Origin of the sequence: Sulfurimonas xiamenensis (assembly GCF_009258045.1) — a bacterium.
Taxonomy (GTDB): domain Bacteria; phylum Campylobacterota; class Campylobacteria; order Campylobacterales; family Sulfurimonadaceae; genus Sulfurimonas; species Sulfurimonas xiamenensis.
The window spans coordinates 1,358,271-1,371,579 of sequence record NZ_CP041166.1 but is presented as its reverse complement, the minus strand read 5'-3'; the positions used below and the strand labels follow the sequence as shown (position 1 = coordinate 1,371,579).

Genomic DNA, 13,309 nt, shown 5'->3' with positions numbered 1-13,309 from the left:
TAAAGTGGGAGAGAATATGAGAACTTCATGGGTAAAAAAGCGTCAAAACGACCCTGTTAAAACACAAATGCATTACGCAAAGCAAGGTATTATTACCGAAGAGATGGAGTATGTGGCAAATATAGAAAATCTATCTCCTGAGTTAGTTCGCAGTGAAATAGCAAGAGGAAGATTGATTATTCCTGCAAATGTAAATCATACTTCACTAGAACCAATGGCAATAGGTATTGCAGCAAGATGCAAAATCAACGCAAATATTGGTTCGTCCGCAATAGCATCTGATATACAAGGCGAGGTTGAAAAGATTCAGGTATCTCAACATTACAAAGCTGATACTGCGATGGATCTTTCAACAGGGGGCGATTTGGATGAAATTCGCAAGGCTGTAATTGCTTCATCTAAAATACCTATAGGAACGGTTCCAATTTATCAAATACTACATGATGTCGGAAATAAAATAGAAGATTTAAGCATAGATGTAATGCTTGAAGTACTCGAGCGTCAAGCAAAACAGGGTGTTAGTTATTTTACTATTCATGCAGGATTTTTATTGGAGAATATGCCAAAAATTGCTAAAAGAAAAATGGGAATAGTAAGCCGCGGAGGCTCTTTAATGGCTGCATGGATGATGCACTATCATAAAGAAAATCCTTTCTATACGGCATATGACGATATTTTGGATATTTGTGCAAAATATGATGTTGCACTTTCTCTAGGTGATTCTCTTCGTCCTGGATGTTTGGCAGATGCAAGTGATGATGCTCAGCTTGGCGAACTTAAAGTATTGGGTGATTTGACTTTAAGAGCATGGGAGAGGGATGTTCAAGTTATGATAGAAGGACCGGGGCATGTTCCATTAAATCAAATTGAACGCAATATGAAACTTCAGCGTGAACTTTGTCATGAGGCACCTTTTTATATTTTAGGACCATTGGTAACAGATATTGCTGCCGGATATGATCATATAAGTTCAGCAATCGGTGCTGCGGTCGGCGGATGGCACGGAGCATCAATGCTTTGCTATGTTACTCCAAAAGAACATCTAGGACTTCCAAACGCAAATGATGTAAGAGAAGGTATTATTGCTTATAAAATTGCTGCTCATGCAGCTGATATTGCAAGAGGGCGCAAAGGTGCTAGAGATGTTGATGATGCGATGAGTGATGCAAGATATAGTTTTAATTGGGAAAAACAATTTGAACTTGCGCTTGATAGCGAAAGAGCTAGAGAGTACCATGATGAAACGCTTCCTCAAGATGTTTTTAAAGAGGCGGAGTTTTGTTCAATGTGCGGACCGAAATTTTGTTCATATAAGATAACGCAGAATATTATGGATAATCCGCAAGCAATTGATAAAATCATACAAGATTCAAAAGAAAAATAAAAAATAGTTTATAAAATAAATTTTATTGATATAGGATAATTTTTGTCTTATTTAATTATGGTAAAATTTTGTTCTAAAAACAAATAGGGCTTTGCCCTAAAGGCGTTATTAAATTAAATAAAAAGGAAAATATATAGAATGACAAAAGATATTGTAAATTCAGCACTATCAAAAGTTATGTATCCAGGTTTTACAAAAGATATCGTAACTTTTGGTTTTGTTAATAGTATAGAAATTAACGGTAATGATGTTAGTTTTAATGTTGAAATTACATCAAGTGCTCCAGAGGTGAAGCAACAAATTATTGATGATGCAACAAAAGAGCTAAAAGCAGTCGGTGCGGGGAATGTTACGGTAAATATTAATGCTCCGAAAATGCCTGAGCCTCCAAAGCCAAAGAGCAAAAATATTGCTCCGCATATTAAAAACTTTTTGATGGTCAGTTCAGGAAAGGGCGGAGTCGGTAAATCGACAACATCAGTAAATATAGCTATTGCTCTTGTAGCACAAGGTAAAAAAGTCGGTTTACTAGACGCAGATATCTATGGACCGAATATTCCTCGTATGTTAGGTGTAGCAGATGTTAAGCCTGAAGTTTCAGGAAATAAAGTTCTTCCAATTAAAGCGTATGGATTAGAGATGATTTCAATGGGCTCATTGATGGAAGAGGGAAAATCTCTTATGTGGCGCGGACCAATGATTATAAAAGCAATCGAGCAGTTCTTAAGTGATATATTATGGAGCGATTTGGATGTTTTAGTTATAGATATGCCTCCTGGAACAGGTGATGCACAATTGACATTGGCGCAAAGTGTACCGGTTACTGCGGGTCTTACAGTAACTACTCCTCAATCAGTTTCGCTTGATGATTCTCGTCGTTCACTTGATATGTTTAAAAAATTAAATATTCCAATTGCAGGAATTGTAGAAAATATGAGCGGTTTTATTGCACCGGATACAGGTGTTGAGTATGATATTTTTGGTAAAGGAACTTCACAGCCAATGGCAGAAGAGTTTGATACTAAAATAATTGCTGAAATTCCTATCGAACCAAGTATAAGAACCGGTGGAGATGAAGGAAAACCAATTACATTTGTTAATCCAATGAGTGAAAGCTCAAAGCGTTATATGGCTGCCGCTGAATCTATTTGGGCTACTATCGAAGAGGTAAATGCAAGTGGTGGAGTTAGCAATGAAAATGTTCAACCAGTCACAGCACCAGGCGGTAAATCTGCTTGCAGTATGTAAAAATATGACGCATTTTATGCGTCATATTATTTATAAAGCTAGAAAATAATTACTCTACAGTTACACTCTTTGCTAAGTTCCTTGGCATATCCACATCATTTCCCAATCTTATAGATATCTCTAAAGACAATAGTTGTAAAACTACCATCATCTCGAAAAATTCCAGCATATAGTGCTCACAAGAGGAGATTTGTATAAAATCATCTGCTTTATCAAACTCACTCTGACTTATTGCACAAATAGTAGAATCTCTGGCACTGAGCTCCTCGACATTGCTTTTTGATTTTTCATAATGAAGATGTTTTGGAAGAAGAGCAATGGTAAATAGTTCTGGATCTGCAAGGGCGATCGGACCATGTTTCATTTCACCTGCGGGATAACCTTCTGCATGCAGATAAGAGATCTCTTTAAGTTTTAGTGCACCTTCAAGAGCAAGCGGATAGAAGATATCTCTTCCGATAAAGAAAAAACCATGTCCGTGGAGATATCTTTTGGATAATCTTTTGATTCGTTCATGCATAGCATCTGTTACTTTTATATGTGAAGGAACCTCACGAAGCAGTGAAATATGTGAAGCTATCTCTTGTGCATTTAGCGAATTTTTTCTCTTTGCAATATATAGGCTTAACATCCAAAAAACACTAACTTGCGTAGCAAAAGCTTTGGTTGAAGCCACTCCTTTTTCTATTCCTGCTCTAGTTAAAATAGTTGCATCTGCCAATCTTACCATTGAAGAGTTGTCAACATTACAAATAGCTAAAGTTTTAAGATTAGCAGCTTTTGCCATTTTGAGGGTTTCCAAAGTGTCAGCTGTTTCACCGCTTTGAGAAATAACGACAAAAAGCGTGTCTTTTGTCATAATTGGTTCTCTGTAGCGAAATTCGCTTGCAATTTCTAATGAAGTTTTAATTTTTGAATATCTCTCAAAAAGATATGAAGCACTCATAGCTGCATGATAAGATGTTCCGCATGCGCAAAGTTTTATCTCATTTATACCGTCAAAAAGAGTTTTGTCAAGTTCATCAAAAATAATTTCATTTTCACCCAATCTTCCCATTAGAGTATCTGAAATTACAACACTCTGCTCATATATCTCTTTTTCCATAAAGAATCTGTAGCCATCTTTTTGAGCAAGAAGTTTATTTTGTGAAAGTGCGGAGAATTTTAACTCTTTCTTAGCTCCATCTTTGTTAAAAACAGCTATCTCTTTAGAAGTTGCATATCCGTAATCTCCATCTTCAAAATAGTTGACGCTTTGACAGTGTCCAATTAACGGCGTGTCGGAGGATGCGAAATATTTTTCATTTTCTTTATTTATTCCAATTAGCATCGGAGAGCCATACTTCGCAAAAAAGATTCTATCAGGTTCATTTTTTGTAACAAGCAAAATTGCATAAGCGCCTTGAAGTTCGCTTACAGTTTTTGCAAATGCCTCGAAAGAGTTTTTTGCGCTTTTTTGATTTTTTTCAAATTGGTGAACAATCACTTCCGTATCAGTTTGGCTTAAAAACCGTGCGCCATTTGCTTGAAGCTCTTTTTTTAACTCTACATAATTTTCAATGATTCCATTGTGAACAACATAAGAAGATTCTCCTAAATGCGGATGTGCGTTTAGTTCTGTAGGCTTTCCGTGTGTTGCCCATCGCGTATGCCCGATGCCGAGTGCAAAGCCTTCTGTTTTAAAATCTTTTGTTTTTTCTTTAAGGTTAACAAGTTTGCCTACGGCTTTGTAGTTTGAAAAATTTCCATTTTGTAAAACGGCTATTCCTGCTGAATCATATCCGCGATACTCTAACTCTTTTAGACCCTCTAGTAAAATCTCTTTTGTATTTTTTTGTCCAAGATAACCAACAATTCCGCACATCTATTTGCCTTTTGTAATCAATAATTTATAAATATTTTCGACATTATTACATAGTTCGTTTTGTTTTTCTATTAAGAAACTGTCTCTTACTTTATGTTTTGTGCTGTGAATTTTTGCTGATACAATGTTTATGCCAAGTTCTTCAAAACACTCCATTATGTAAGCTAAAAGACCCTTTTGGTTTTGTGTATTTATATTTATTTCTGCATGTGTAAGCGAGTGCTCAAAATCTATGTTTATTTCATGTTTATATATTGTAACTTCTTTTAGTTTTATATGCTTGCTCATATCAAAAGCATTGTTTATAATATTTTCTATTTGACGAAGCTCATCTTTGCCGACATGCTCGATAAATTCAATTTTAAAATATTTTATATCATCAAAAAGTGTGAAAATCTCCATAGATGCAACATCGAGATGACTTAAAGATGCAAGAAGATATCCAATGTTTAATGGAATTTTTCTATAAATTTCTATAACAAGAGAGCTCTCTGTAGAGATTGAAAAATCATACTTTTTTGTTTCTTTTGCTTTTTTTGCAATTTCTATGATATCTAAAGGCGTGTGTTTAAAAAAGAAAAGATTTGATTCAATGCCTAAGAGTTTCTTTTGAAGTAATTTTGGAAGTTCAAGAAATTCAGGAAGTTTTTGAACCCTTTTTTCACTGTTTATTCTTTTGGAAGCATCTGTAATTCTACCTTTGTTTTGTGCAACTTCAAGAGCATTTATATAGAGTTCGCGAAGAAGTTTTGAGCTAAAAGAGTTATAAACTCCTTCACCCACACCATTAATATCGGCATAAGTTAGAACATAAAGAAGTTTTAGATTTTTGATATCTTCCACATTTGACATAAACTTATAGAGTGTTTTTTCATTATGAATATTTTGTCTAAAAGCGACATTGCTCATGGTTACATGTTGCTTTACTAAAGTTATAGATCTATGTATATCTTCATCTTTTAGTTTCATTTTTTTAACAAACGGCGCTATAAGTTTTGCACCTACCTCGCTATGGTCTTGAACTCTTCCTTTTCCTGTATCATGAAAAAGAGTTACAATTTTTAGCAACAGTTTTTCATCATTGCCAAATTCATCATAAAGTTTTTTAATAAACGGCTCTTCAATATTTTCCAATGCTTCTACACATTTTATGGAGTGAATGTCTACGGGATAGTGATGATATCCGTCAAATTGCGGCAGATGAAGCACTTTTTTAAAATTATGAAACAGATGATGAAGTATGCCTGCATCATAAAAGAGTTTTAAAAAACAGTACATATGTCTTTTTTTAAAGAGTTCTTTGAGCAGCATATATGTTTTTGATTTTAGCGGATACTCTATCTTTGTATAGGTAAACTGGTTTAAAAATCCGGCATCAAAATGGTATGTTTTATTTTCAAGAGAAACTAAAATTTCTAAAAGCTTGTTTAACGGCTGAATCGCTAGATTGTAAGAGGCGTAAATTCTGTTATCTAGTTCGTAAATACCTCTGCTTAAGCGGTGATGTCTAAATTTTTTCACATTAGAGATATCCGCAATATATGGTCTAACCATTTTTTTAACAAATATTTGAGTAAAATTATTTATGCGCCATTGCGCCTCAAGTACTTTTGTAATCATCTTTTGCTGATTTTTAAAACCAAGCATATGACTTACCTCTGGTATATACTCTAAAAGAAGTCTATCTTCTTGTTTGCCTGTAATAAGATGAAGAGCACTTCTTACGCGAAACAACAATTCTAGTGCTACTCTGTACTCTTTATACTCTTCATCAGAATAGAGAGAACCTGTTAAATCTTTTAAGCTTGTAATTGCATAAATAGTCTGTGCTATCCAAAATATAAAGTTAGAATCTCGAAGCCCGCCAACGCTCTTTTTGATATTTGGCTGCATCGAGTTTGGATATTTTTTTCTTCTAGTTTGAGCCTCTTTAATTTTTGCAAGAATAAACTCTTTTTGTTTATAAAGTCGTATTCTATTTAACTCTTTGCTTGCTGCATGCCAAGTCAAACTTGATCCGGTAACAAATCTTGCTTCCATAAGTGAAGTTCTTATTGTGATATCTTCATTGCTGGCTTTAAAGAGATCATCTACCTCATGTACTCTATGGCTTAGTTTCAGTCCTGAATCCAAAATTAGATAGAAAAATTTTTCTATAATAAGCTCACTGTTAAAGCCGTCAATTTTTTTATAAACTATAAGCAGATCTATATCGCTGTGAACGCATAGCTGTTCCCGCCCGTAACTTCCAAGAGCAACAACGGCTATGGGAATAGAGCTTCTCATGGGAAGGTAGTTTCCAAATATACGCCTTAAAGTAGTTTTGTACATTAATGAGATAATGGAATCTAGCTGTTTTGTGTGGCAAACGAGAAAATCTTTGCCTTGATTTTTTTTAAAGAGCTCACTAAGAGAAGCTTTATACTCATTTATAAAAGTTTTGAAGAGTTTAGATAGCTCAAAATCACTACCATTTTTTTCTATTATATCTTCAATATGAACTGCTAAATCCAAGGCAATTGTCCTGCTTTTTTTATAATTATAGTGTAATTACTCAAACAGGGCAGAGACAAAGAGATAAAATAGTATAAATTTTAATTTTTGAAAAAGATTACGAAGTACAATTAAAGTTAGTAGATGCTAATATTACGACTTTAATATGCAAAAAAGCATCAGGATTATAATAGTTAGGAATAAATAAAAATGTATCTATTTACAAGTGAAGTAGTCAGCCCGGGGCATCCTGATAAGTGCGCTGACATTATAGCGGATAGCATAGTCGATAGACTAATTATAGGAGACTCAAAATCAAGAGTTGCATCAGAGGTTTTTGTTGCCGGAAAACATATAGTAATCGGTGGAGAAGTAACATCAAAAACTAGAATAACTACCGAAGAGTATAAGAAAATTGTTCATGACGCTCTTGTAAATATCGGTTATGACGGAAATCCATACTTTACGAAGGAGGAGTGCCTTCATCCTGAAGATATAGAACTTCAAGTGCTTTTAAATGCGCAGTCTCCCGATATTAATCAAGGAGTGGATCAAGAGAGCGGCGAGATAGGTGCCGGTGATCAGGGAATTATGTTTGGATATGCTGATATTGAGACGAAAAACTATATGCCAAGTGCTATCACATATGCAAGAATTTTGATGGAAAAAGTTTATAACTATGCAAAAGAGAATCCATCTAAACTTGGTGTTGATATCAAAACACAGGTTACTATGGATTACGGCAAGAAAGAGAATTTCGAGAGCTGCAGACCTCAAAAAATTCATACTATTGTTGTTTCAGCTCCTTGTGTAAATACGATGGATATAAACAGTGTAAGAGCTTTAATACAAGAGTTGATAGATGATGCAGGACTTCCTGAAGAACTTTACAATAAAAATGAGTGCATTATTCATATCAACCCGACAGGAAAATATGTATCCCACTCATCTCTGCATGATTCAGGACTTACGGGAAGAAAACTTATCGTTGACAGTTTTGGCGGATATGCACCCATCGGAGGCGGAGCGCAGAGTTCAAAAGATTATACAAAAGTTGACAGAAGCGGTTTATATGCAGCCAGATGGATAGCCAAGCATATTGTAGCTGCAGGTTTAGCAAAAAAAGCGCTTGTACAGATCTCTTATGCAATCGGGGTTGCGCGTCCAACCTCTATTGCGGTCGATACATATGGAACAGTAATACAAAGCTTGGACGATGATAAACTTTCAGAATTTGTACAAGAAAATTTTTCTCTTACTCCAAACTGGATAACAAATAAATTTAGTCTTGACAAACCATCAAAAGAGACTTTTTTATATGCTGATGTAGCTGCTCGTGGACAGGTTGGACAGAGTGATTATCCTTGGGAAAAGCTTGATGAGCTTGAAAAATTTGAGGCATTAAGATAATTATGGATTTAAAAGAAAAAATTTTGGCAGGAAAACGGGTAAATTTTGAAGAAGCGCTTGCGCTTTATGATATGGATCTTTTTGATCTTGGTGAGCTGGCGGATGCGATTCGCAAAAAAAAGCATGATAAAAAAACATACTTTAATATCAACCGTCATATAAATCCGACAAATATTTGTGCTGATGTGTGCAAATTTTGTGCATACAGTGCAACAAGAAAAAATCCAAATCAGTATACTATGAGCCATGACGAGATTATGGAGATTGTAAAAGATATTGACTCCCGTGGCGCAAAAGAGGTCCATATAGTTTCTGCTCATAATCCAAATACAGGTTTGGAGTGGTACCTTGATATATTTAAAAAGATAAAGAGTGCTTATCCTCATCTGCATGTAAAAGCTCTTACTGCCGCAGAAGTTGATTTTTTATCGCGTCAATATGGTAAAAGTTATGATGAGATACTTGATTTGATGGTTAAAAACGGTGTGGATTCTATGCCAGGAGGCGGAGCAGAAATATTCGATGAGAAAGTAAGAGATTATATTTGTAAAGGTAAAGTCACATCAGATCAATGGTTTGAAATTCATAAAAAATGGCATGAGAGAGGAAAAAAGAGCAATGTTACAATGCTCTTTGGACATGTTGAGAGCAGGGCAAATCGCATAGATCATATGATGAGAATTAGAGAGCTTCAGGACAAAACCGGCGGCTTTAACTGCTTTATCCCTCTTGTTTATCAAAAAGAGAATAATTATTTAAATATAAAAGAGATTATAACTGCAAACGAGATTTTAAAAACGATAGCAATAAGCCGCATAGTTTTGGATAATGTTGATAATATAAAAGCATACTGGGTAACTTCTACAGTAAACTTGGCATTAGTTGCTCAAGAGTTTGGCGCAAATGATTTAGACGGAACGATAGAAAAAGAGTCTATAAATTCTGCAGCGGGTGCAAAAAGTGCACATGGCATGAAACTTGAAGATTTTACTGCGCTTATAAAAAACAGCGGTTTTATTCCGGTTGAAAGAGATAGCCTTTATAATGAAATAAAAGAGTGGTAAGAAAAATATGGATATATCGGTTATAATCCCAACTTATAACCGTTTTGAACTTCTTAAAAGAGCCATAAAATCTGTATATGCGCAAACTTTTAAACCAAAAGAGATTATCGTTGTTGATGATGGTTCAATTGACAGTACTTTAAAAATCCAAAATTTATTTCCAGACATCAAATATTTTTATCAAAAAAACTCAGGTGTCTCAAGCGCAAGAAATCTGGGTATAAAAAAAGCTGCGTATAAGTGGTTGGCGTTTTTAGATTCTGATGATGTATGGCATAAAGAGAAGTTGGCTTTTCATGCGATATTTCATAAAAAAAATCCTCACATATTGATGAGTTACACAAATGAGAGATGGATAAGAGATGGTGTTGAAGTAGCTATGCCTCAAAAATATCAAAAATTTCACGGAGATATTTTTGATGCGTCCCTTTCTCACTGCATTATTGCTCCCTCGGCAACGCTTATGCATAAAAATTTATTACAAGATGTCGGCTTTTTTGATGAGAATTTAGAAGTTTGTGAAGATTATGATATGTGGCTAAGAGTGGCATTAAAAAACAATATAGGGCTTATAGATAAAAAGCTTATTACAAAATATGGCGGAGCAGACGATCAGCTTAGTACAAAATTTTGGGGAATGGACAGATTTAGAGTTAAGGCTTTAGAGAAGCTGCTTGATTTAGAGCTGCCAAAAGATAAAAAAGATTTAGTTATAAAAACATTAGTGCATAAGTACACACTACTATTAAAAGGCGCCATAAAATATGATAGAATATTGGATATTAATGCGTATAAAACAAAAATAGAGAGATATACATTTGAATAATTTAACACAAAGTACAAAAGTAACACTGCTTTATATAGCGATAGCGTTTCTGTTTTCAGTTGCTATAAGGATGATTTGGTTTTATCAATTTTTTGGGTATGAACCTTTTATGTTTAATTCTCAGCTTATGATAAACACAAATGATGGCTATTTCTGGGCAGAGGGTGCCAGAGATATTCTTAGCGGCATAAGTCAAGAAAACGATCTCTCTCCCATAACTACTGCTGCTTCGCAGTTAACTGCACTTTTTGCTTATATATTGCCTTTTTCGTTTGAGAGCATAATCTTATTTATGCCTGTTTTTTTAAGTTCGCTTGTTGTTGTTCCTATAATACTTATTGCAAAGAGTTTAGATAATTTAGAGATGGGTCTTATAGCTGCACTTTTAGCTAGTATTGCATGGAGTTACTACAATCGAACAATGATTGGTTATTATGATACCGATATGCTAAATATAGTACTTCCAATGTTTCTGCTTTGGTCGATAATTTGGGCTATAAGAACAAATGAAAACAGGTATCTTCTTATAACAGCTCTTGATATTTTAGTTTATAGATGGTGGTATCCTCAAAGCTACTCTTTGGAGTTTTCATTTTTTGGTTTAATCCTTTTTTACACACTTGTTTGGGATAGAAAAAATTTTTATAACTATAAACTTTTAGCTTTAATGATGCTTGCAATGGTAAATCTTGACGGCTTTATTAGATTCCCTCTGGTTTTGGCTGTTTTTTATATCTTTAAAGATAAAAGATTTGATAAATATACATACTCTATTTTAGTTGCTTCAGTTGTTGTGTTTTTCGCATCAGGCGGTTTTACCCCTATCTGGAATCAGTTAAAAGGATATGTATTTAAAGATGCCGTAACTGCAGCCGATGAGGGCTTGAAGCTTCACTTCTTCTCTGTAATGCAGACAATAAGAGAAGCAGGACATATACCCTTTGAGACATTTGCAAACCGCATAAGCGGACATGTAATTACTTTTATTTTATCTCTTGGAGGATTTATATATCTCTCCTACAGACATAAAATAATGCTTTTTGGACTTCCTATGATAGGTCTTGGTTTTTTGGCTTATTTCGGAGGGTTGAGATTTACTATCTATGCAGTTCCAGTTTTAGCTTTTGGTGCTGCTTTTTTAATAACAGAAATTGCAAGATATATGCCGACAAAAAGATTAAAGTTTTTAGCTATAACTGCTTTTACATTAGCAGTTTTATATCCAAATATAGCTCATGTACAGGAGTATAAAGTTCCAACGGTATTTAATGTTAATGAGATTAAGGTTTTAGATAAGTTAAAAAATATAGCAGATAGAGAGGATTATGTAATTGCATGGTGGGATTATGGATATCCTATTCGATATTACAGTGATGTAAAAACATTGGCAGATGGCGGGAAACATAGCGGAAGTGTGAATTTTCCTGTTAGTTTTACGCTAACCAGTCCTCAAAATATTTCAGCAAAAATGGCAAGACTTGATGTTGAATATACTGAAAAAACATTTAGATTTAAAGAGGAGAATAAAGAGCGTATTGAAGATGAAAATATAACGATATTTTCAAATATAGAACAGATGACAAAAGAGTACGGTTTTGATGATGCAAATGATTTTCTTCTATCGCTTCAAACTGATATAGAACTTCCTTCAAAAACAAGAGATATCTATTTTTATCTTCCATATAGAATGTTAGATATCTACCCGACTGTCAAGGCATTTTCAAACATTAATCTTATGAATGCAAAGATGAAGAGTTCACCTCTTTTTTATATGAGCAGAGTATTTAAAGAGGAGCAAAGCGGTATAAATTTGGGGCAGGGAATTTTCTTGGATCTTCAAAATTCAACTATAACTTTTTCAGATCAAAAAATGCCAATTAAAAGATTTGTACAGACTTCATATGATAAAAATATGAAATTTAAAAAAGATGTAAATATTTTAAATATAACGGCAGATATAAATGTTATTTATATGTCAAGCTACAATACATTTTTAGTGCTTGATGAAAAAACCTACAACTCTTTGTATATACAGTTAATGGTTTTAGAAGAGTATGACAAAACTCTCTTTGAAGAGGTTATTTTAACCCCGCATGCAAAAGTTTATAAACTAAAAATTTAACTTTTTTTATGGCGCAGTTAGATAAAATAAAATAAATATAATTAATGAAGGTTAAAAGATGCCAAAAGATAAAACAAAAGTTAAAAAATGTCTTTTTCCGGCTGCCGGATATGGAACAAGATTTCTTCCCGCTACAAAAGCGATTCCAAAAGAGATGCTTCCTGTACTTACAAAGCCTCTTTTGCAATATGGTGTTGAGGAGGCAATAAGTGCCGATATTGACACAATTGCCATTGTAACGGGGCGCGGAAAAAGAGCAATTGAAGACCATTTTGATATATCTTATGAGCTTGAGCATCAAATAAAAGGCACATCAAAAGAGCACTATCTGACTGAAATAAAAGATGTTATTGAAAAATGCACTTTTTCTTATACCAGACAGATGGAGATGAAGGGTTTGGGACATGCGATACTTACCGGTGAAACTCTTATAGGGGATGAGCCTTTTGCAGTAATTTTAGCAGATGATTTGTGTGATAATAACGGCGAATCTGTTATTTGTCAAATGACAAAATTATTCGAAGAGTATAAATGCTCAATAGTGGCTGTTGAAGAGATTCCTCCGCAAGACAGCAATAAGTATGGTGTTATAGCAGGTGAAGCGGAAGAAAATGGCGTTATTAGAGTTTCTGATATGGTGGAAAAACCTGATCCAAAAGATGCACCTTCAAATTTGGCGATTATAGGCAGATATATCTTAACGCCTGATATTTTTGATATTTTAAGAGAGACAAAACCTGGCAAAGGCGGAGAGATTCAAATAACAGATGCGCTTTTAGCCCAAGCAAAAAAGGGTAGAGTAATTGCTTATAAATTTAAAGGTAAAAGATTTGATTGTGGAAGCGTAGATGGTTTTGTAGAGGCTACAAACTATTTTTATAACAAAAGCAAGGATTGA

The 13,309-nt window shown here is 34.3% G+C and carries 9 protein-coding genes; 7 read left to right on the top strand and 2 right to left on the bottom strand.

Annotated elements, in window-relative coordinates:
* Window positions 1-16: 16 nt before the first annotated feature.
* Entirely contained in the window at window positions 17-1,384 is a 1,368-nt protein-coding gene (gene thiC / locus FJR47_RS06905; protein WP_152299716.1) for a phosphomethylpyrimidine synthase ThiC, read from the top strand.
* Window positions 1,385-1,522: 138 nt separating this feature from the next.
* Window positions 1,523-2,632 carry an Mrp/NBP35 family ATP-binding protein gene (locus FJR47_RS06900; protein ID WP_152299715.1) on the top strand — a complete coding sequence of 370 codons (1,110 nt, stop codon included), beginning with the start codon at window positions 1,523-1,525 and terminating at the stop codon, window positions 2,630-2,632.
* Between the two features lie 49 nt (window positions 2,633-2,681).
* Here the strand turns inward: FJR47_RS06900 and glmS are convergent, their stop codons facing one another.
* A complete protein-coding gene (gene glmS / locus FJR47_RS06895) occupies window positions 2,682-4,496 on the bottom strand; it encodes a glutamine--fructose-6-phosphate transaminase (isomerizing) (protein WP_152299714.1) in 1,815 nt (604 codons plus the stop codon).
* Window positions 4,497-7,010, bottom strand: a complete 2,514-nt coding sequence (locus FJR47_RS06890; protein WP_152299713.1) for a [protein-PII] uridylyltransferase family protein — start codon at window positions 7,008-7,010, stop codon at window positions 4,497-4,499.
* A gap of 189 nt (window positions 7,011-7,199) precedes the next feature.
* Between FJR47_RS06890 and metK the strand changes: the two genes are divergently transcribed.
* Genes metK through galU form a run of 5 tightly spaced genes read left to right on the top strand, consistent with a single transcriptional unit; the run spans window position 7,200 to window position 13,309 of the window.
* Complete coding sequence (gene metK, locus FJR47_RS06885) at window positions 7,200-8,399, top strand: methionine adenosyltransferase (RefSeq protein WP_152299712.1); 1,200 nt, start codon at window positions 7,200-7,202, stop codon at window positions 8,397-8,399.
* A gap of 2 nt (window positions 8,400-8,401) precedes the next feature.
* On the top strand, window positions 8,402-9,463 hold the full coding sequence (gene mqnE, locus FJR47_RS06880) for an aminofutalosine synthase MqnE (protein WP_152299711.1): 1,062 nt from the start codon (window positions 8,402-8,404) through the stop codon (window positions 9,461-9,463).
* A 7-nt stretch (window positions 9,464-9,470) separates the two neighbouring features.
* Complete coding sequence (locus FJR47_RS06875; RefSeq protein WP_152299710.1) at window positions 9,471-10,289, top strand: glycosyltransferase family 2 protein; 819 nt, start codon at window positions 9,471-9,473, stop codon at window positions 10,287-10,289.
* On the top strand, window positions 10,282-12,411 hold the full coding sequence (locus tag FJR47_RS06870) for an STT3 domain-containing protein (RefSeq protein WP_152299709.1): 2,130 nt from the start codon (window positions 10,282-10,284) through the stop codon (window positions 12,409-12,411). The genes FJR47_RS06875 and FJR47_RS06870 overlap by 8 nt, the downstream gene beginning before the upstream one ends.
* Window positions 12,412-12,469: 58 nt before the next feature.
* A complete protein-coding gene (gene galU / locus FJR47_RS06865) occupies window positions 12,470-13,309 on the top strand; it encodes a UTP--glucose-1-phosphate uridylyltransferase GalU (protein WP_152299708.1) in 840 nt (279 codons plus the stop codon).

Coding starts and splice junctions, on each gene's coding strand:
- thiC (WP_152299716.1), top strand. CDS start 17: ATGAGAACTTCATGGGTAAAAAAGCGTCAAAACGACCCTGTTAAAACA.
- FJR47_RS06900 (WP_152299715.1), top strand. CDS start 1,523: ATGACAAAAGATATTGTAAATTCAGCACTATCAAAAGTTATGTATCCA.
- glmS (WP_152299714.1), bottom strand. CDS start 4,496: ATGTGCGGAATTGTTGGTTATCTTGGACAAAAAAATACAAAAGAGATT.
- metK (WP_152299712.1), top strand. CDS start 7,200: ATGTATCTATTTACAAGTGAAGTAGTCAGCCCGGGGCATCCTGATAAG.
- mqnE (WP_152299711.1), top strand. CDS start 8,402: ATGGATTTAAAAGAAAAAATTTTGGCAGGAAAACGGGTAAATTTTGAA.
- FJR47_RS06875 (WP_152299710.1), top strand. CDS start 9,471: ATGGATATATCGGTTATAATCCCAACTTATAACCGTTTTGAACTTCTT.
- galU (WP_152299708.1), top strand. CDS start 12,470: ATGCCAAAAGATAAAACAAAAGTTAAAAAATGTCTTTTTCCGGCTGCC.